Annotated in this window: 17 protein-coding genes; 3 read left to right on the top strand and 14 right to left on the bottom strand. The window is 60.7% G+C overall.

Annotation, left to right across the window (positions count from 1 at the left end; genetic code table 11):
- Positions 1-13: 13 nt before the first annotated feature.
- On the top strand, positions 14-625 hold the full coding sequence (gene ureG / locus ASG68_RS29155) for an urease accessory protein UreG (RefSeq protein ID WP_062584601.1): 612 nt from the start codon (positions 14-16) through the stop codon (positions 623-625).
- A gap of 68 nt (positions 626-693) precedes the next feature.
- Here ureG and ASG68_RS29150 read toward each other — a convergent pair whose 3' ends face one another.
- The 7 genes from ASG68_RS29150 to ASG68_RS29120 form a co-directional block, all read right to left on the bottom strand.
- Positions 694-3996, bottom strand: coding sequence for an efflux RND transporter permease subunit (locus ASG68_RS29150; protein ID WP_062584599.1), 3303 nt, complete (start codon positions 3994-3996; stop codon positions 694-696).
- Positions 3997-4010: 14 nt separating this feature from the next.
- The gene (locus ASG68_RS29145; RefSeq protein ID WP_062584597.1) at positions 4011-5204 is read right to left on the bottom strand and encodes an efflux RND transporter periplasmic adaptor subunit; all 1194 of its coding nucleotides are present in this window, start codon (positions 5202-5204) and stop codon (positions 4011-4013) included.
- Positions 5205-5563: 359 nt separating this feature from the next.
- The gene (locus tag ASG68_RS29140; protein ID WP_062584595.1) at positions 5564-6556 is read right to left on the bottom strand and encodes an ABC transporter substrate-binding protein; all 993 of its coding nucleotides are present in this window, start codon (positions 6554-6556) and stop codon (positions 5564-5566) included.
- 87 nt (positions 6557-6643) lie between these two features.
- On the bottom strand, positions 6644-7516 hold the full coding sequence (locus ASG68_RS29135) for an ABC transporter permease (RefSeq protein WP_062584593.1): 873 nt from the start codon (positions 7514-7516) through the stop codon (positions 6644-6646).
- Positions 7513-8397, bottom strand: coding sequence for an ABC transporter permease (locus tag ASG68_RS29130; protein WP_062584591.1), 885 nt, complete (start codon positions 8395-8397; stop codon positions 7513-7515). Before ASG68_RS29130 ends, ASG68_RS29135 begins: the two co-directional genes overlap by 4 nt.
- Positions 8398-8399: 2 nt before the next feature.
- Positions 8400-8735: a hypothetical protein gene (locus ASG68_RS29125; RefSeq protein WP_062584590.1), complete on the bottom strand. Its 336-nt coding sequence runs from the start codon at positions 8733-8735 to the stop codon at positions 8400-8402.
- A gap of 186 nt (positions 8736-8921) precedes the next feature.
- On the bottom strand, positions 8922-9713 hold the full coding sequence (locus ASG68_RS29120) for an ABC transporter ATP-binding protein (protein WP_062584587.1): 792 nt from the start codon (positions 9711-9713) through the stop codon (positions 8922-8924).
- A gap of 118 nt (positions 9714-9831) precedes the next feature.
- Here ASG68_RS29120 and ASG68_RS29115 point away from each other — a divergent pair, with 118 nt between their 5' ends.
- Entirely contained in the window at positions 9832-10245 is a 414-nt protein-coding gene (locus tag ASG68_RS29115; RefSeq protein WP_062584586.1) for a cupin domain-containing protein, read from the top strand.
- A 98-nt stretch (positions 10246-10343) separates the two neighbouring features.
- Here the strand turns inward: ASG68_RS29115 and ASG68_RS29110 are convergent, their stop codons facing one another.
- From ASG68_RS29110 to ASG68_RS29085, 6 genes are all read right to left on the bottom strand, one after another.
- Positions 10344-10826 carry a hypothetical protein gene (locus ASG68_RS29110; RefSeq protein ID WP_062584583.1) on the bottom strand — a complete coding sequence of 161 codons (483 nt, stop codon included), beginning with the start codon at positions 10824-10826 and terminating at the stop codon, positions 10344-10346.
- Between the two features lie 52 nt (positions 10827-10878).
- Positions 10879-11256, bottom strand: a complete 378-nt coding sequence (locus tag ASG68_RS29105; RefSeq protein WP_062584581.1) for a hypothetical protein — start codon at positions 11254-11256, stop codon at positions 10879-10881.
- Between the two features lie 8 nt (positions 11257-11264).
- Positions 11265-11735, bottom strand: a complete 471-nt coding sequence (locus tag ASG68_RS29100) for a hypothetical protein (protein ID WP_062584579.1) — start codon at positions 11733-11735, stop codon at positions 11265-11267.
- Positions 11735-13192, bottom strand: coding sequence for a dihydropyrimidinase (gene hydA, locus ASG68_RS29095; protein ID WP_062584577.1), 1458 nt, complete (start codon positions 13190-13192; stop codon positions 11735-11737). The genes ASG68_RS29100 and hydA overlap by 1 nt, the downstream gene beginning before the upstream one ends.
- Positions 13193-13584: 392 nt before the next feature.
- Positions 13585-14346 carry a class II aldolase and adducin N-terminal domain-containing protein gene (locus tag ASG68_RS29090; RefSeq protein WP_062584575.1) on the bottom strand — a complete coding sequence of 254 codons (762 nt, stop codon included), beginning with the start codon at positions 14344-14346 and terminating at the stop codon, positions 13585-13587.
- 4 nt (positions 14347-14350) lie between these two features.
- On the bottom strand, positions 14351-15604 hold the full coding sequence (locus tag ASG68_RS29085) for a Zn-dependent hydrolase (protein ID WP_062584573.1): 1254 nt from the start codon (positions 15602-15604) through the stop codon (positions 14351-14353).
- 288 nt (positions 15605-15892) lie between these two features.
- On the opposite strand from ASG68_RS29085, the gene ASG68_RS29080 reads away from it, so the two are divergent.
- Positions 15893-16552 carry a TetR family transcriptional regulator C-terminal domain-containing protein gene (locus ASG68_RS29080; protein WP_062584924.1) on the top strand — a complete coding sequence of 220 codons (660 nt, stop codon included), beginning with the start codon at positions 15893-15895 and terminating at the stop codon, positions 16550-16552.
- A 7-nt stretch (positions 16553-16559) separates the two neighbouring features.
- Here ASG68_RS29080 and ASG68_RS29075 read toward each other — a convergent pair whose 3' ends face one another.
- Positions 16560-18230 carry an adenylate/guanylate cyclase domain-containing protein gene (locus tag ASG68_RS29075; protein WP_062584571.1) on the bottom strand — a complete coding sequence of 557 codons (1671 nt, stop codon included), beginning with the start codon at positions 18228-18230 and terminating at the stop codon, positions 16560-16562.
- Positions 18231-19467: the final 1237 nt, after the last annotated feature.

Raw genomic sequence — 19467 nt, 5'->3', positions numbered from 1 at the left:
AGGACCTGTCGTCATGAAATCTGCAAACGGCCCCCTTCGCGTCGGGATCGGCGGTCCTGTCGGTTCCGGCAAGACGGCGCTCACCGACAAGCTCTGCAAGGCCATGCGCGAAAACTATTCCGTCGCCGTCGTCACCAACGACATCTACACGCGGGAGGATGCCGAGGCTCTGGTGCGCATGCAGGCCCTGCCGTCGGACCGGATCGTCGGCGTCGAGACCGGCGGTTGCCCGCATACGGCAATCCGCGAGGATGCGACGATCAACCTGCAGGCCATTGCCGATCTCAACCGCCGCATCCCCGACCTCGATGTCGTTTTCATCGAATCCGGTGGCGACAATCTCGCTGCGACCTTCTCACCGGATCTGGCCGATATCACGATTTACGTGATCTCCGTCTGCCAGGGCGAGGAAATTCCGCGCAAGGGCGGGCCGGGCATCACGCGCTCGGACCTGCTGGTGATCAACAAGAAGGATCTCGCTCCCTATGTCGGCGCCGATCTCGACGTGATGGAGCGGGATGCGACGCGCATGCGAAAGGAGCTTCCCTTCGTGTTTTCCGACATGAAGCGCGGTGACGGCGTCGAGCGGATCGTCGAGTTCCTTACGGTCGAAGGCGGACTCTGAGTTTACCCACTCCAAACGAAAAGCCCCGGCGGATTGCTCCGCCGGGGCTTTTCTGTGTTTGCCGTAAATCACTCGGCGGCGAGCGCCGGGTGATTGATGACGTTGTTGCCGCGCTTTGGACCTTCCAGCTTGTCGAGGCGTTCCTGCAGATCGCTGATCGTCTTGCCCTGATCGGTGACGATCTCGGTCAGCGCTTCGTTTTCCAGCACGTCCAGTTCCTCGTCCTTGCGGCCGACGATGCGACCGAACATCCAGCCGAGCAGGCGCGACAGGTCGTCCATGATCAGGAAGAAGGCCGGCACGACGAGCAGCGACAGAACGGTCGAGACGATGATGCCGCCGATCACCGCGATCGCCATCGGCGCGCGGAACGAGCCGCCTTCGCCGACGCCGAGTGCAGACGGGATCATGCCTGCCGACATGGCGATCGAGGTCATGATGATCGGCTGGGCGCGCTTGCGCCCGGCTTCGACCATGGCCTGAACACGGCCCATGCCATGGCGTTTCATCTCGACCGCGAAATCGACCAGCAGGATGGCGTTCTTGGTGACGATGCCCATCAGCATCAGTACCCCGATCATGACCGGCATGGAGAACGCGTTGCGGGTCAGGATCAGCGCCACCGCGACCCCGCCGATAGCGAGCGGCAGCGAGAAGAGAATGGTGAAGGGCTGGATGACATCCTTGAAGAGCAGGATGAGTACCACCAGAACCATCAGCAGCCCGAGCAACATGGCATTGCCGAAGCTCTGCATCATCTCGCCCTGGATCTTGGCGTCACCGCTCTCAGCGAGGCGCACCGTCGATGGCAGCTTCGTTTCTTCGACGATCCGCTTGAACTCCGCCGTCGACGTGTCGAGTGCCGTGCCTTGGGGCACGTCCGAACCAATGGCGGCGACCCGGTTGCGCGCGTTGCGCAGGATCGAACTCGGCCCTTCCGAATAGGTGATATCCGTGACGCTATCGAGCGGCACCGTTCCACCCGAGGCGGTCTTGATCTTGAGTGCGCCAATGGCCCGAAGGTCACGGCGAACGTCGAGCGAAGTCTGAACGCGGATCGGGATCAGCCGATCATCGAGCGAGATCTTGGTCAGAGCGGCATCGACGTCACCCGTCGTTGCAACGCGGATCGTCTGCGAAATCTGCTGCGGCGTGATGCCGAGGCGGGCGATTTCGTCCTTGCGCGGCCGGATCTGCAGTTCAGGCCGGGGCAGGGCGCCTTCCGAGCTGACATTGACCAGGATCGGGGACGCACGCAGCTTGCCTTCCAGAACGGCAACGGCCGCGTTGAGGTCTTCCTCGTTGGAGGACAGGAAGTTGAAGGTCAACTCGCGCTCGCCACGATCGTTCAGCTTGGTGATGCGGACATCCGGAATACCGCGGATGGCGGCAAAGATATCCTTTTCGACGTCCCACTGCGGACGCTTGCGGCCCTCAAGCTCCATCTTCGGCACATATTGTCCGACGATCGGAAGGCCGCCAAGTCCCTTGTTGACGAGGGTTTTGATCAGCGAGTGATCGATCTTGCCGAGAATGATGCGGATCGTCGCGCGGCGCAGTTCGAGATCACCCTTGGGAGACGCGCCACCGAGGACGAACACGCTTTCGACACCATCAATGCCACGAACGGCTTCGTAGATTTTCTCCGTCGTCGAATCTGTTTCATCAAGGGTGGCGTTCGGTGGCAGTTCGATCGAGAGCACGACGCGCGAGGCATCGTCCGGCGGAAGGAAGCTGCCGGGAACCTGGAACATCAGGGCCAGCGATCCCACCAGGAAGGCGATTGCCACCACCAATGTGGCGTAACGCATGTACCAGCGCGACGTCGTGTTGGTGACAAGCCAGGTATAGCCCTTCATCAGGCGGCCATCATTGTCATGATGATCGTCGACGCCATCTTCAGGTTTCATCAGGTAGGCGGCCATCATCGGGGTAATGAGACGCGCCACCATCAGCGAGAAGAAGACGGAGAAGGCGACGGTCAGGCCGAACTGGATGAAGTATTGACCGGCGACGCCGGGCATGAACGAGACCGGCACGAAGACCGCGATGATCGTGAAGCTGGTGGCGATAACCGCAAGGCCGATTTCATCGGCGGCATCGAGCGAGGCGCGATACGGCGTCTTGCCCATCTTGATATGCCGGGCAATGTTCTCGATCTCGACGATCGCGTCATCGACCAGAATACCGGTCGCCAGCGTCAGCGCCAGGAAGCTGACCAGATTGAGCGAGAAGCCCATCAGGTCCATGATCCAGAAAGTCGGGATAGCCGATAGCGGCAGCGCGACAGCGGCGATCAGGGTCGCACGCCAGTTGCGCAGGAAGAGCAGAACCACGATGACGGCGAGGATCGAGCCTTCCATCAGCGTGTGAAGCGCCGCTTCGTAGTTGCCGTAAGTGAAGTAGACGGCGTCGTCCACCATCGCGATATTGACTTCAGGATGGGCGGCGCGAACCTTGTCGAGGCTCGCAGCAACGGTTTCGGCGACCGATACTTCGGAAGCGCCCTTGGAACGGAACACGGCGAAGGTGACCGAGGCATCGCCATTGAAGCGCGAGAATGACTTCGGCTCTTCATAGGTATCGGTGACGGTGCCGAGATCCGACAGCTTCACGAAGCGGCCATTCGGCAGGGCAATCGTCGTGTTCGCAAGCTGCTGCACGTTGCGGGCATCGCCGAGCGTGCGGATCGTCTGCTCGTTGCCACCGATCTGGCCGCGGCCGGAGCCGAGGTCCACGTTGGTGCTGCGCAACTGGTTGTTGACATCAGGCGCGGTGATGCCGAAGGAATCGAGCTTGCTCGGGTCCAGCTCCACCTTGATCTCACGATCCGAACCGCCGTAACGGTCGATACGGCCGACGCCGATCTGGCCCTGCAGGGCGCGCTTGATCGTATCGTCGACGAACCAGGACAGCTCTTCGAGCGTCATGTCGGGCGAGGTGACGGAGAAGGTCTGGATCGCCTGACCTTCGACGTCGATCTTGGTGACGACGGGTTCCTCGACATCGGCCGGCAGGTCGCTGCGGATGCGGTCGATCGCATCCTTGGTGTCCTGAACGGCTTCTTCCGTCGGCTTCTCGATGCGGAAAATGACAGAGGTAACCGACTGGCCGTCGGTCACCGTCGACTGAATTTCGTCAACGCCGGCGATGGAGGCGACTGCGTCCTCGACCTCCTTCGTCACCTGCATTTCCAGCTCGGATGGCGAAGCGCCGTTCTGTGTCACCGTGATCGCGACGACGGGAACGTCGATGTTCGGGAACTTGGTGATCGGCAGTGCGTAAAAGGACTGTATTCCCAGAAACAGCAACAGCGCAAAAGCGAGGATTGGTGCGATCGGGTTTCGGATGGCCCAGGCAGAAAAATTCATCGCTATGACCTCGATCAGTTCGATACGGTTTCGGCGGAGGCAAGAACAGGCTTGATGCGATCACCGTCGCGCACGAAGGCGCCGGCCTTGGTGATCACCTTGTCGCCCTCCTTGAGACCGGTCTGGATTTCGATCACTCCATTGTCCTGAATACCGGTTTCGATCTTGGCGACATGCGCGACATCGCCCTCGACCTTTCGGGCAACCATGCCGTCCTTGGTGTTGGTAACGGCCGACAGCGGCAGGACAAGCGCGGTCTTTTCGGTGACGATGATCTGCGCCCGCGCATACATGCCGACGCGCGCCTTATCCGGCGTCAGCAGGCTGATATAGACGTTGCCGAGACGGGTCTGGGTATCGACAACCGGCGAAATCAACCGGATCTTGCCTTCGATCTGCGTCTTGCCATCGGCAAGTGTGACCTCGGCGCGCTGACCGATTGCCAGCTTCGGCAGGTCGGTCTCGATGATTTCGGCCTTCACTTCCACGGCACCGTCGCGAATGATGGTGAACAGCGGTTCGCCGGCGCCGTTGGCAATGGCGCCGACCTTGGCGGTCCGGGCCGAGACGACACCGCTTACCGGCGTCTTCACATCGGTGCGGGCAAGCCGCAGATCGACGTCGGAAATCTGTGCCTCGACCACCTTGATATCGGCCTTCGCAACGGAAACCAGCTGCTCACCGGAGCGGACACGGGCAAGTGCGGCGGTCGCCGCGGCCCGTTCCTGATCGCGCTGCGCCGTCGACATCGAGCCGGCTTCCGCGAGTTTCTTGGAACGTTCGGCGACACGCACGGCCTCATCGGCGTTGGCCTGTGCCTCGGCAAGCTGTGCCTCATACTGGGCGAGCGCCGCATTGGCCTTGGCAAGGCTTGCAGCATACTGGCTCTTCTGCAGTTCAAGCATGTCCGGGTTCAGGGTCGCCAGCGTACTGTCGGCCTCTACGCGATCGCCGACATCGGCGTTCAGCGTGCGGATGGATAGTCCATCGACCAGCGGCGAGACATAGGTTTCATCGACGGCCTTGACCGTACCGGTTGCGAGCACGCGGTCGACAATCGCCTGGGATTTGACCTCGGAGACAACAATCGAGGGCAGGGCAGGTTCCGTCTTGGCCGGTGCAGGATCTTCCGCGAAAGCGGCACTCGACAGGAAAGCCAGCATCAGGGCAGTGGAAACACCAAATGCGTTAGTCAAAGTACGGGCCATCGGCTCACTTTCCTCGAATTCCGGATAAATCAGTTTTGCCTGTGAGAAGTCCCTCTTGAGAAGGGTTTGTCTCAATCAGTCGCTGGAGGAGAAAGAAATATCGCCGATATGCTCCCGGGCGAAACGCTTCCCCACACCTCTCCTCAAATGCCTCGGGCCTTATTTAGTTAGGCCTTTTCGACGTTGCAAGGCAGTACAAAAAAAGAATGGTGCCTCATTATTTTATTTGTCGAGTGCCATCAACACAACTTCTGTTTTGTGTCGATTTGTTGCCGAGAAGTCTTGCCAAAGTGTTGCAAATGAGAAACGCGCGGGGCCTGCCCGCGCGTTTCAAGGTTAAAAAAGTAATACCAATCAGACTACTTGAGAGCCGCGTCGGTGATCTCGTGGGTGAAGGCGCCGGTCGGCTCCTTGGTGATGACCGGATCCGAGCCGCCCTTGAGCAGGGAATCGACGGTGCGCTTGTAGTCGGCTTCGTCGAGCGCGCCGTTGGAGCCGGCGGTCAGCTTGGCCACTTCGCCCATCATGCGTTTCTGGTGCACTTCCGTCTGGGCGCCGGTCGAGTCGTTTTCGAGAACGATGCCGGCCGCTTCATCCGGATTTGTTTCGGCATATTTCCAGCCCTTCATCGAGGCGCGCACGAACTTGACCATCTTTTCCTTGAAGGCCGGGTCCTTGAGCTTGTCTTCCAGCACGTAGAGACCGTCTTCAAGCGTTGCCACGCCCTGGTCCTCGTACTTGAAGGTTACGAGGTCTTCCGGCTTGATGCCGGCATCGATGACCTGCCAGTATTCGTTATACGTCATGGTCGAGATGCAGGCCGCCTGCTTCTGGATCAGCGGATCGACGTTGAAGCCCTGCTTGAGGACGGTGACGCCATCCGGGCCGCCTTCGGTCTTCAGGCCAAGCTGGCTCATCCAGGACAGGAACGGATATTCGTTGCCGAAGAACCAGACGCCGAGCGTCTTGCCCTTGAAGTCGGCAGGCGTGGCGACGCCGGATTCCTTCAGGCAGGTCAGCATCATGCCGGATGACTTGAAGGGCTGGGCGATGTTGACGAGGGCGACGCCCTTTTCGCGGGTGGCAAGCGCTGATGGCATCCAGTCGACGACAACGTCGGCGCCACCGCCGGCGATCACCTGCGGCGGTGCGATATCCGGGCCGCCCGGCTTGATCTCGACATCAAGGCCTTCTTCTTCATAGAAGCCCTTGTCCTTGGCGACGTAATAGCCGGCGAACTGGGCCTGCGTGACCCATTTCAGCTGCAGCACGACCTTGTCGGCGGCCATGGCCTGGAATGCGGACAGCGAAAAGGCGCTTGCCAGCAGCAGTGATGCAAGTCTCAACTTCATGTCAGTTCCCTCTTTTTTGTTATGCCGGGCCAATTGCGAACCGGCGGTCGTTCGTCGCGCGCCTGCCCGACCCGGGCAGGCGATCAGTCAGGCCGCCCGTGCGCTGCGCATGGACGGATGCCAGAACGTGACGGCACGCTCGATGAGCGCCACCGCCCCGTAGAAGGCGGAGCCAGCCACCGCCGCGACGGCGATTTCGGCCCAAACCATGTCGACATTCATGCGCCCCACCTCAGTGGAAATCCGGAAGCCCATGCCGACGATTGGGGTTCCGAAGAATTCGGCCACGATGGCGCCGATCAGCGCCAGGGTGGAATTGATCTTGAGCGCATTGAATATGAAAGGCCACGCCGCCGGAAGCCGCAATTTCACCAGCGTCTGGAACCATGTCGCGGCATAGGTGCGCATCAGGTCCTTTTCCATCGAACTGGTCGCGGCGAGACCGGAAACCGTGTTCACCAGCATGGGGAAGAAAGTCATGATGACAACGACGGCCACCTTCGACTGCCAGTCGAAGCCGAACCACATGACCATGATTGGCGCAACACCGATGACGGGGAGGGCGGAAACGAAATTGCCGAGCGGCAGCAGGCCCTTCTGCAGGAAGGGCGAGCGGTCGATGGCGATCGCGACGATGAAGCCGAGACCGCAGCCAAGCGCATAGCCGGTGATGACGGCCTTGAGGAAGGTTTGCTGGAAATCCGCCCAGAGCGTGGGCACCGAATTGACCAGCCGCACCCCGATCGCCGACGGTGGCGGCAGGAGCACGAAGGGCACGTTCAGCCCGCGCACAAGTCCTTCCCACAGCACAAGGATGCTGATGCCGAACAGCAGCGGGACGACAAGTCGCACCGCGCGGTTTGCCAGCCGGTCACGGAATGTCTGGCGCACGAGCCATTCATTGATGGCCCAAGCCACGAGCCAGAACGCGATAGCGCCGAAAACAAGGCTTGTGTTCATGGCTTCATCCCCATGCGCTTGAGGACGGCCGTATGGGCGAGGCCGACGATGATGACAAGTGTTGCCGCCAGCGCCGCCGCCATGAACAGCGCCGACCAGATCTGCACCGTCTGGCCGTAATAGGAGCCGGCGAGCAAACGGGCGCCGAGCCCCGCCACAGCCCCCGTCGGCAATTCACCGACGATGGCGCCGACCAGCGAGATGGCGATGGCGACCTTCAGCGACGTGAAGAGATAGGGCATGGACGACGGCCAGCGCAGCTTCCAGAACGTCTGCGACGCACTGGCGTAATAGGTATGCATCAGATCGAGCTGGATGGTTTCCGGGCTGCGCAGCCCCTTCACCATGCCGACGACGATGGGGAAGAAGCTGAGATAGGTCGAGATCAACGCCTTCGGCAGCAGGCCGGATATGCCGACCGCATTCAGCACCACGATGATCATCGGCGCAATAGCGAGGATGGGGATGGTCTGGCTGGCGATGACCCAGGGCATCAGCGAGCGGTCCATGGCGCGGTTATGGACAATGCCGATGGCAAGCAGGATGCCGAGTACGGTGCCGATGCCGAAGCCGACGAGGGTCGCCGACAGCGTGATCCAGGCGTGGTAGACGAGGCTGCGCTTGGAAGTGACCGCCTTGTTGAACGTCGTGTCCCAGATTTCCGCGATGACCTGATGCGGCGCGGGAAGAACCGGCCGCTCCTGGAACATCGTCTTCGGCAAGATTTCCGAGAAGGTGATCGGCGTTCCGGCGCGAGCGGCGGTGTCGCGTTCGAACGGCGCGTTGAGGAAGACGGCGGCGATGTACCAGATGACCACCAGTGCGGCGACGATCACCGCGACCGGCATGATCCTGTCCTTGAAGAAACCCGGTTTCTCCATGGTTAGACCCTCCCGCTCGCCGGCAGCATCATCAGGCCCATCGCCACGATGCCCAGCGCGACGCCCGCCATCTGCGTCAACGTCAGCCGCTCGCCGAAGACGACGAAGGCGATGACATTGACCAGAACCAGTTGAACGATGGCGGATGCCGAAATCGCCAGCCCCAACCCGCCTTCCCGCATCAGCCGCACCATCATTAGGTTGCCGACGCAGTAGAGGAACAGGGAGAAGACGAGCAGCAGGATATTGTTGGTCGAGACATAGTACCGCGACGCCGTCGCCGCGCTGAGGAAAATGGCCATGGAGGCCGCGAGCCAGAGGATGAAGGAGAGGTTCATGGCAGGCACCTCGTCGTGTCGCTACACCCCCCTCTGTCCCTCCGGGACATCTCCCCCTCAAGGAGGGAGATTGACCGCACGGCTCGTGCGCCCATTACGGAAGCGTCAAGGGAAATGAATGATCTCCCCCCTTGAGGGGGAGATGTCACGAACTGACAGAGGGGGGTATCCCCAGGCGTGCGTGGTCTACTCATCATAGCTATGCCCCGCTCTCAGTCCCTCGCGCACCCGGCTGGCGATCTCCAGGAATTCCGGCGTTTCGCGGATGTCGAGCGGGCGCTCGCGCGGCAGGGTGGATTCGATGACGTCGGTGACGCGGCCGGGGCGGGGGCTCATGACGACGATCTTGGTCGAGAGATAGACCGCTTCCGGGATCGAATGGGTGACGAAGCAGATCGTCTTGTTGGTCCGCTCCCAAAGCTTCAGCAATTGCTCGTTCAGATGGTCGCGAACGATCTCATCCAGCGCACCGAACGGCTCGTCCATCAAGAGAAGATCAGCGTCGAAGGCGAGTGCACGGGCGATCGAGGCACGCTGCTGCATGCCGCCGGACAGCTGCCAGGGGAATTTCTTGCCGAAGCCAGTGAGATTGACGAGGTCGAGCGTCCGGTCGATCCGTTCCTTCTGTTCGGCCGCGCTGTAGCCCATGATTTCGAGCGGCAGGGCGATGTTCTTCTCGATTGTGCGCCAGGGATAGAGGGCTGCCGCCTGGAAGACATAACCGTAGGATCTGTTCTGCCGCGCCTCGTGCGGCGTGACGCCGTTGACGGTGATCGAGCCGGCCGTCGCTTGTTCGAGATCGGCGATGACGCGCAGGAAGGTTGTCTTGCCACAGCCGGAAGGCCCGATGAAGGAAACGAAATCGCCCTTGCGCACATCCAGATTGACGCCCGTTAGCGCATTGACGGGACCATCATTGGTCTGGAAAGTGAGGCCGAGATCACGCGCCGAAACGACGGATGCAGGTGTTGTTGTCATAAGGTCTTGTATGCTCCGCCCTGAATGCCTGGTTGACGTCTTTTTGTCTGGTGTTCCTGATAGTCGTACGTCAAATTTTCCGATTGAGATATTGAACAATGAGCCCGGAGATGTGGATATGTTGCAATCATCGAAACCGACCTGCCGGATCGTCCGTCCCGGCCAGACTTATGACGGCAAGCAGGGGTTCAGCTATTTCGAGGGTATTTCCGCCGAAGCCGTCGGCTCGTCGGCCATCTGCATGCATCTTCTGACCATCCCGCCCGGCGGCCGCGCGAAGGCCCACAAGCACGAAACCCATGAGACGGCGATCTACATGCTGTCGGGCGAGGCACACACCTGGTACGGCGACCAGCTGGAAAACCATGTCATCGTGAAGGCGGGCGAAATGTTCTACATCCCGGCTGGCGTACCGCATCTTCCGGCCAACCTGTCGGACCAGCCGGCCTCGGCCGTGATCGCCCGCACCGACCCGAACGAACAGGAAAGCGTCGTCCTGATGCCGGAACTGGAAGCGCTGGTGCCGTCTTAAAGGGATCGCGTTGCGGTTAGTCACCAGCTTCAGGTCGGCCGTTTGACGACGGCAAGAGGGGGCTGACCGGATCACGACCGGCTTTCCTGAGTGGAACATTATGCGTTCTCCGCCATATCTTTAGCCACCATTGCCTGTGGACGGGCGATCATTCTCCAAAGGATCCATCCGCTAAACATACCAGCCGGTGCCATGAATATTCCTGCGGTCAACGGAGTTTTCAGCCTTTCAGCGAGTGCTGGAGCCGGAAACCGAGTTGGTCCGGAAGTGTGCTGCAATGTCGGCAATATCTCTACTGTCACAAAGAAAAGCGCCGGGAAAAGAGCTCCGATGCTGATCCATATCCACTTGTTCTTACAGTCGAGTTTCAAAAGAACAACGGACATAACAAGGCTGAAGGGAAGAGTAACCGCGACGATTGCGGCGGTGATGCCAATGAAGAAGGGGAAAGCCAAGGCCATAAGCATGGCGAACTCAGGTTTCAGCAACGACAGTGCAATCACATAGAAAACAGCGCCAGCAACCCCGGCCGCACAATGAGCGATAATGAATCTGGCGAGGAATTCTGATGCTGCGTTCACGCTTCACCTTCCGCCGGCAACAGACAGAGTCGCGTTAGAGGCAGTGTGCAATTCACTTGCATTTCTTCAACGGCCCCCAACGCATCCCGTCCTCGAACACGATCACATAGTCCTTGCCGGCACGCTGGATTTCCAGCTTCGTGTCCATCTCGCCGCCATCGCCTTCCTCCGCGCAGGTGACCGCCGAGGCAAAGGAATCGCCTTTCCTGCTCAGGGGACCCTTGAAGCCGCAATAGGTGGCTGCCGACATCACCGCCTCGTCCGTCAGCAGGAAAACGTCCTCCGAAACGAGGGGGCCGTTGCTGTTGGCATAGGCGCAGCCGTCCGTGTTGCCATAGGCGCCATCAAGGAATTTTTCCTGGGCAAATGCATACCCTGCGGTGATGGACAGGGCAGTCGCGACGACTGTGATTCTGGCAATGAACTCCATTGTCCCGCCTAATTCCTGTTCAAGGGTTGTTGATCCAGACTGGTCGTCTGCATCCACGCAATCCGCCAGAACACTGCTCCGGCAATGACGCCTGCCACCGAGATGGCGGCGTCGAATTTTGTCACGTCGAACACGTGGGTTGGCCCGCTCTTCCCCACCAGCCAGCCGATCGTCAGGAATGACAGGGTCGGCGCCACGACCCCGACAAAACAGGCTACAGACAAAGACATCCGCATTTTCGCAATGGTCGATATGACAGACCAGAGCGCCAGCGGAAAATACGCGATCAACCCGATCAGGCCGGATGCCGCCAAAGCCCCTATCAAGCCACCAATCCCGTGATCGCTCGGGTTTGGTGTCCCGGCTCCCATCAACTGGTCAAAGACAGCGACAAGCCCGATGCCGACACACATGCCTGCCAGCGCGGCAGCCAGATATGCCAGCACGGTTTTACCAACTGTCGGAAAACCTGACGTCATCACACCCCGCTTGCCGGAATGCCGGTGCGCTGGACCTTGCGCGGCGCGGTGATTTCCTTCCAGGTCGAGAGCGCCTTGTTGACGGCGGCGAAGGGCTCGCGCTTGATGAACTTGCCCTGGCCCTCGCGGGTCTTGATCGTCGATTCCTCGATGGCGACGATGCCGGCGGTCAGCGTGTAGCGCGGCAGGCCGGTGACCTGCTTGCCCTCGAAGACGTTGTAGTCGATCGCCGATTGCTGCGAGGATGCCGAGATCGTCTTGGAGCGCTTGGGATCCCAGACCACGAGGTCAGCATCGGCGCCGACAAGGATTGCGCCCTTCTTCGGATACATGTTGAGGATCTTTGCGATATTGGTCGAGGTGACGGCCACGAACTCGTTCATGGTGATGCGGCCGGTGGCGACGCCATGCGTCCAGAGCATCGGCATGCGATCCTCAAGCCCGCCGGTGCCATTCGGGATCTTGGTGAAATCGCCGACGCCGAAGCGTTTTTGTGCCGTCGTGAAGGCGCAGTGATCGGTCGCCACCACCTGCAGCGAACCGGCTGCCAGCCCGGCCCAGAGACTGTCCTGATGCTGCTTGTTGCGGAAGGGCGGCGACATGACGCGGCGGGCGGCATGGTCCCAGTCCGGGTTGGCATATTCGGTCTCGTCGAGCGTCAGGTGCTGGATCAGCGGCTCGCCATAAACCCGCATGCCGTTCTGGCGGGCGCGGCGGATGGCTTCGTGCGCCTGTTCGCAGGAGGTGTGCACCACGTAAAGCGGCGCGCCCGCCATGTCGGCGATGATGATAGCGCGGTTGGTGGCCTCGCCTTCGACGGCGGCCGGGCGGGAATAGGCATGGGCTTCGGGGCCGTTATTGCCTTCGGCCAGCAGCTTTGCCTGCATCTGCGCGACGATATCGCCGTTTTCGGCATGCACCATCGGCAGCGCGCCAAGTTCGGCGCAGCGCTGGAACGAATGAAACATCTCGTCGTCATCCACCATCAGCGCGCCCTTGTAGGCCATGAAGTGCTTGAACGAGTTGATGCCCTTGTCCTCAACGATGGTCTGCATCTCGTTGAACACCTGCTCGCCCCACCAGGTGATCGCCATGTGGAAGGAGAAGTCGCAGGTCGCGCGCGATGTCTTGTTGTCCCACATGGTCAGCGCCTCGAGCAGCGACTGGCCGGGCGCGGGCAGGGCGAAATCGACGACCATGGTCGTGCCGCCGGACAGTGCCGCCCGAGTGCCGCTCTCGAAATCGTCGGAGGAATAGGTGCCCATGAACGGCATTTCGAGATGGGTATGTGGATCGATGCCGCCCGGCATCACATAGCACCCCGTCGCATCCAGCGTCTCGTCGCCGGAAAGGCTCGGCCCGATCTCGACGATCTTGCCCCCATCCACCTTGACATCCGCCTTGTAGGTCAGGTCGGCGGTGACGATGGTTCCGTTCTTGATGACTGTGCTGGGCATGGTGCTGTTCCCTGATTACTTGGTCGAAATCGTGATAGTCCGGGTGTTGTCGTCATTGGTATATGTCGTGTCGCCGATCCCCTGGACTTGAAACCGGCTCTCGATTTACTGATCGAGGCCGCCGTCGAGATATTGAACCCAGAGAACCTCTGCTGCCTCGGCCGCCTTGGGGCCGGAGAAGGTAAAGGTGATCGTCTTGTTGCCGTCCGACATGCCATTCTCCTGATTGAACCGGTTATAATTTGGATTTCAGTGCTTTATGTCCTTTTGGAAAACTCCGTTCTGGTGCACGGTGCTTGTGTCAGGTGGTTGTCCAGAGGCTGATGGTACGAGAGCCCACTGCGTTCCCGGCATTTGGCTCAAGGCTGACCTTTGAATTTTCCCGTCCCGTATCACTCCGCATAGCTCGGGTCCTCGCGGTCGAGAATGCGTTTCATTTCCTCGAAATGGGCAAAGCTCGCACCCTTGTAGGCGTCCCATTCGGCGGCGGTCTGTTCGGCGATGTCGTCGGACATGACGGAGAGCGGCTGGCCGGTGGAATAGGCGAGCACCATCGTCTGGGCGGCGCGTTCGAGGTAGTACATGGTGTCGAAGGCTTCGGCGACGGTGGGGGCGACGACGGTGACGCCGTGATTGCCCATCATGACGGTCGAATGATTGCCGATCGTGGCGGCGATGCGCTCGCCCTCGGAGCCTTCGGTCGCAATGCCGCCGAAGGACAGGTCGATTGCCATGCGATTGTAGAAGCGGGCGGTGTTCTGGTCGATCGGCTTGATCGACGGGTCTTTCAAACCGGCCAGCGCCGTCGAATAGGGTGGGTGGAGATGCAGGGCCACCCGGGCATGGGGGATATTGCGGTGGATGGCCGAATGGATCGACCATGCGGAGGGATCGGGCGCATCTGCCCGGTTCATTGTTTTCGTGTCGTCGGCATCCAGCAGCAGCAGTTCGCTCGCCCTAATCGTCGAGAAATGACGCCAGCGCGGGTTGACCAAGAATTGTTTGCCATCGGGCGAGACGGCGGCGCTGAAATGATTGGCGACCGCCTCATGCCAGCCGAAGCGGACGGCGAGCCGGAAGGCCGCGGCGAGATCGATCCTCAATTGCCGCTCGTCGTTCTCTCGATGCTTCCCGAAGTCTGCGGCGATGTTCATGGGCTTACTCCACGATCCCCGCCGTCTCGACAACTGCATGGAACAACACATCGCAGCCGGCCGATGCCCATTCCTTCGAAATGTCCTCGGCTTCGTTGTGGCTGAGGCCGCCGACGCAGGGGCACATGACCATGGTTGCCGGCGCCACCTTGGCGGCCCAGCAGGCATCATGGCCGGCGCCGGAAATGATGTTCATGTGGCTGTAGCCGAGCCTTTCGGCGGCGGTGCGGACGGCGGTCACCAGGGTCGGGTCGAAGGTCACCGGCGCGAAATGGCCGATGGCCTCGATCGAGCAGCCGACACCGAGCGCCTCCGTGATCTTCGGCGCTTCGGCCTCGATCTTCGCCCGCATCCTGTCGAGCTTCTCCTTGTCGGGGGAGCGGATATCGACGGTGAAGACCACCTTGCCCGGCAGCACGTTGCGCGAGTTGGGCGAGAAGAACACCTGGCCGACGCCGCCAACGGCGCCCGGCTGTTCGGCCATGGCGACATCCTGCACCATCTCGATGATGCGCGACATGGCAAGGCCGGCATTGACGCGCAGGTTCATCGGTGTCGAGCCGGTATGGGCTTCCCGGCCGGTCAGCGTGAATTCCAGCCACCACAGGCCCTGACAGTGCGTCACCACACCGATCTGCTTTTCCTCTGCCTCGAGGATCGGGCCTTGCTCGATATGATATTCGAAATAGGCATGCATCTTGCGAGCGCCGACTTCTTCCTCACCGAGCCAGCCGATGCGCTTCAACTCGTCGCCATAGGTCTTGCCCTCAGGGTCCTTGCGGCCATAGGCATAATCGAGCGTGTGCACGCCGGCAAAGACGCCCGACGCCAGCATGGCCGGTGCAAAGCGCGCGCCTTCCTCGTTTGCCCAGTTGGTGACGACGATCGGATGTTTGGTCTGGATGCCGAGGTCGTTCATGGTGCTCACGACTTCGAGGGCCGCAAGCACGCCGAGCACACCGTCATATTTGCCTCCGGTCGGCTGGGTGTCGAGGTGGGAGCCGACATAGACGGGCAGCGCATCGGGATCGGTGCCGGGGCGGGTGGCAAACATCGTCCCCATCTTGTCGACGCCCATGGTCAGGCCGGCGTCCGTGCACCACTTCTGGAAAAGGTGGCGGCCTTCGCCGTCTTCGTCGGTCAGCGTCTGGCGGTTGTTGCCGCCGGCAATGCCGGGGCCGATCTTCGCCATGTCCATGAGCATATCCCACAGACGGTCCGCATTGACGCGCATGTTCTCGCCCGGTGCAGCTGCCATGGCGGTTCTCCTCATGTTTTTGCAGGTAGCACCTTGAGGCACATCCCGTTGTTCCCGTGGTCAAATCGGGGCCATCTGGTTTTTTCGATTGCCCTGCGATCAGCCGTTGCGTTTGATGATGAACTGACTGATAATTTGACCGGTTGGTAAAACATTACAACTTCCGTTGCGGCACTCAAGACGAAAAACAGAAAAAACGTCCGTGCCCTCCGAATTTTTGAAACATGCGTTTTTCGGATGTTTTCGGGCCGCAATTTTCGCGGCGGTGGTGAGAAGACAGGGGGAAAGATGGTACTTCCGAGGGCAGCCAGGACACAGAGGCGTACCCGTATCCAGGAGGAGAAGGAAGAACTTATTCTGGAGGCGGCGCTCGATGTGTTCGCCACCCATGGTTTTCGTGGCAGTACCATCGACCAGATCGCCGAAGTGGCGGGCATGTCGAAGCCCAACCTGCTCTATTACTTCCGCACCAAGGACGCCATGCACCGGGCGCTGATCGACCGGGTGCTCTACAATTGGCTCGATCCTCTTCGGGAGTTCGATGCCGAGGGGAACCCGGTTTCGGAAATCCGCAGCTATATCCGCCGCAAGCTTGAAATGGCCCGCGATTTCCCGCGCGAGAGCCGGCTGTTCGCCAACGAGATTCTGCAGGGCGCGCCCCATATCGAGGACGAGTTGAAGGGGCCGCTGAAGGAGCTGGTCGATGAGAAGGCGGAGGTGATCCGCTCCTGGGCGAAGGCCGGCAAGATCGCCAAATGCGATCCCTATCACCTGATCTTCGCCATCTGGTCGACGACGCAGCACTATGCCGATTTCGATGTCCAGGTCCGTGGCGTGCTGGGCGAGGAACGGTCCGGCGAGGGGCGTTTCGAGGATGCCGCCCGGTTTCTCGAGCAGTTGTTCGTTCATGGTCTCGAGATCCGAGAAGGCGGCGTCGACGCGGTCTGACGCAACGTCAGGTCGGCGTATCTGGCGCTTGCTTGACCGCCTCGATCATCGCTTCGATCTCCACCGCTCTTTGCACGATCAATGTTTCCAATGTACCGGCGCGGCCCCGGATCGAGATGTTGTAGCTTTCGCGATTGTCCACCGTGAGGCCGGCATAGCGGACGACATCGGCGGACACGGCGAGTTGCGCGTCATATTCCTTGGCGAAGCCTTCGAGCCGACTGGCGGCATTGATGGTGTCGCCGACGGCGGTCAGCGACGATGCGCGGCCGTAGCCGATCTGGCCGATGATCGCGGATCCGGCATGCATGCCCATGGCGATGCGCAAGGGCCGGTCGAGTTCACTCATGAAATTGCGGTTCAGCACCTCGACGCCCTTGGCGATGCGGGCGGTTGCCATCAGCGCCTGCTCACAGGCTTCCTCGATACCGTTGCTCAGTCCGAAGATCGCCAGTGCGCCGTCGCCAATGAACTTGTCGATGACGCCGCCCGAGCTTTCAACGGCCTCGCCGATGGTCTCGAAATAGCGGTTAAGCAGGAAGACGGTGTCGAACGGAAGCTTCTGCTGGGCGAGCAGGGTGAAGTCGCGGAGATCGCAGAACAGGACAGCGATGCGGCGTTCGCGGCCGGCGGCTTCCTGCTCCGTCGGCTGGATCTTCACGCCGACATTGTCGGCCCCGAGGATGGGCGAGATCGACAGGCTGTGATTGGGGCGCAGCTGGCAGGCGAGGCGGACATTGTCGGGTGCACGGATACGGATGAGCGTGGCGCGTTCGGCTTCCGTCGCCGGTGGTTGCCGGTCCAGCCCTTCGGTCACGCGAACGCGGCACGTCGAGCAGCGCCCGCGCCCGCCGCAGATCGACAGGTGCGGAATGCCTGCGGCGCGGCTCGCCTCCAGCACGCTGAAGCCCTTGGCGACGGAAATCGCCCGGTCGGGATAGGTGATCCTGATCTTGCCGCCTGTGGGAATGGCGCGGGCGATCAGGGTTCCGCCGATGGCGGCGAGCAGCGTGGCGAGAATGGAGAGCCGGATCTGCCCGAGAATTTCGGGCGCGGTTCGCACCGGCATGAACCATGCGTCGGATGGCAATCCGACTTCCAATGACCGCGCGCCGACGGCAAAGCCGAGCAAAGCCAGCAGCGGCACCATGACGGCGAAGGAATAGAACCACAGGAAATAGCGGGGATACCAGTCGCGTCCGCGCATCCAGAACCAGGCGCCGAGACAGCCATGCGACCAGGCGAGAATGAGCGCGAGCGACTGCAGGCTGGCATTGACGGGATTGGCCCAGAGGCGCGGCAGCACCTGGTAATAGCCGTCTCCGTAACCGGTCAGCATCCATTCGATCCGCGTGTTGGTGACATGGGCGATCAGCAGGAAGGGGAAGGACAGGCCGAAGATGATCTTCAGGGCTTCCCGCATCGGCATCCGCAGCGTCTGGCGCCGATAGAGGCTTTCAAGCGCCAGGATGAAATGCACGAGAAGCGAACCGTAAAGCAGCACCGTGCCGATCCAGTTACGCCAGATCAGATTGAACCACCAGCGCATCTCCTCCATCGCATCGACCGACACGAGACCGAGCGCGTGATTGGAGAAATGGGTGAGCAAGAAGAACCCGAGGCAGGCGCCGGTCAGCAGATGCAGTCTTTTGCGCGATCGTGAGGAAACAAGGTTCAAACAGACATCCGATGTTGGCGGCCCGGCGGGGCCAAATGTATGTCATGTTATTGACGAGTTCGCCGTAAGGAGCAACGCACGTTTTCACGACGCTCTGTCGCAATTTCGTGTTCAATCCTTTAGTTGACTGTCGCATACAACGTTTTGCGGCAGGCATCGTTTCTGGCGTGCCGATCACGTTTTGATGACTGGAGACCATGCAGCCGCCGAATTGAATTCCAGCGGCTGCACATTTCAGTCCCGCTCCCTAGAAGTAGTGGTCGCGTTCAATGCCATCATAGCGGCCAAGGCTGAGGCAGCAATTCTTGAAATCGCCTCCGCGACTTGCAGGGGCAGGGATCGTTGCGGCCGAGTTTTTCGATCAGTTCCACATCGCCGTGGACGAAGCGGGTGCCAGTCTTCACTCTGGTTTCGGATGGATAGGATTTGCGTCGCTTGGACGTAACCTCAAAAGCTCACGTCGTGGAAGGTCTTGCGTGACATGATTGCCTCCTGTTCCGGGGCGCTGCGACAGACGCAGCCGAGGTTCATAACAGGTCGGCCGGTTTTTTCCATCACTCTTTCAGGGCGGTCGTCTTCCCGGTACTTTCTTCCGCACAAGGACGGGAAGACTGTCGCAACGTCGTTCGCCCACGCGCGAAAAATCGCCGTGGTTTTCAAAGAGCAATCCGGCCGGGGCACGACATATGCCTCAGATAGAATAGTAATATGGCGCACGCCGTGCCCCGTTTCGATGTCTTTTGCCGCGCTTCTCAGGTTCTTCTGCGCCTCTCGTTTGACGGAGAGGCCTCCAATGCCCCGGCCCGCTGCTTATCCGCAGGGCCTTTCAATGAGGCGGGGTTCAGCCCTGGACCCTTGGACGGCAGAACCGTCCGGCGGCGTGAGCCGCCCGTGGCGTGGCTACCCGGCACGCCCGGTTCATTTGCGAACCGGAGGAGAACCGCCTTTCACGCGGCCCCGGATATCTGACGCGCGTTCCGTCAGACCACCCGGGCACCGGCCCCGCCTCGCCGGCAACGCAAACCGGTGTATCCGTGACGGGACGAGAGGAGTGTGGCACGGGTTTTTGGTGTGGGGATTTTCGTGCGCGGTCGAGATCCCCTCACCAACAAAATCTAACACTTAGCCTTTGGCCAGTGAACTGCCCCCCATTTCGACCGGACAGTCGGCATAAGCAGAAAGGCTCAAGCACAGGCTTGAGGACAGGCTTATGTCTAACGAGTATCGACACGTTGAA

This window comes from Rhizobium sp. Leaf453 (assembly GCF_001425605.1).
GTDB lineage: Bacteria > Pseudomonadota > Alphaproteobacteria > Rhizobiales > Rhizobiaceae > Pararhizobium.
Note: the sequence above shows the minus strand (reverse complement) of the source record. Positions and strands in the feature narration are given on the sequence as shown.

Coding starts and splice junctions, on each gene's coding strand:
- ureG (WP_062584601.1), top strand. CDS start 14: ATGAAATCTGCAAACGGCCCCCTTCGCGTCGGGATCGGCGGTCCTGTC.
- ASG68_RS29150 (WP_062584599.1), bottom strand. CDS start 3,996: ATGAATTTTTCTGCCTGGGCCATCCGAAACCCGATCGCACCAATCCTC.
- ASG68_RS29145 (WP_062584597.1), bottom strand. CDS start 5,204: ATGGCCCGTACTTTGACTAACGCATTTGGTGTTTCCACTGCCCTGATG.
- ASG68_RS29140 (WP_062584595.1), bottom strand. CDS start 6,556: ATGAAGTTGAGACTTGCATCACTGCTGCTGGCAAGCGCCTTTTCGCTG.
- ASG68_RS29135 (WP_062584593.1), bottom strand. CDS start 7,516: ATGAACACAAGCCTTGTTTTCGGCGCTATCGCGTTCTGGCTCGTGGCT.
- ASG68_RS29130 (WP_062584591.1), bottom strand. CDS start 8,397: ATGGAGAAACCGGGTTTCTTCAAGGACAGGATCATGCCGGTCGCGGTG.
- ASG68_RS29125 (WP_062584590.1), bottom strand. CDS start 8,735: ATGAACCTCTCCTTCATCCTCTGGCTCGCGGCCTCCATGGCCATTTTC.
- ASG68_RS29120 (WP_062584587.1), bottom strand. CDS start 9,713: ATGACAACAACACCTGCATCCGTCGTTTCGGCGCGTGATCTCGGCCTC.
- ASG68_RS29115 (WP_062584586.1), top strand. CDS start 9,832: ATGTTGCAATCATCGAAACCGACCTGCCGGATCGTCCGTCCCGGCCAG.
- ASG68_RS29105 (WP_062584581.1), bottom strand. CDS start 11,256: ATGGAGTTCATTGCCAGAATCACAGTCGTCGCGACTGCCCTGTCCATC.
- ASG68_RS29100 (WP_062584579.1), bottom strand. CDS start 11,735: ATGACGTCAGGTTTTCCGACAGTTGGTAAAACCGTGCTGGCATATCTG.
- hydA (WP_062584577.1), bottom strand. CDS start 13,192: ATGCCCAGCACAGTCATCAAGAACGGAACCATCGTCACCGCCGACCTG.
- ASG68_RS29090 (WP_062584575.1), bottom strand. CDS start 14,346: ATGAACATCGCCGCAGACTTCGGGAAGCATCGAGAGAACGACGAGCGG.
- ASG68_RS29085 (WP_062584573.1), bottom strand. CDS start 15,604: ATGGCAGCTGCACCGGGCGAGAACATGCGCGTCAATGCGGACCGTCTG.
- ASG68_RS29080 (WP_062584924.1), top strand. CDS start 15,893: ATGGTACTTCCGAGGGCAGCCAGGACACAGAGGCGTACCCGTATCCAG.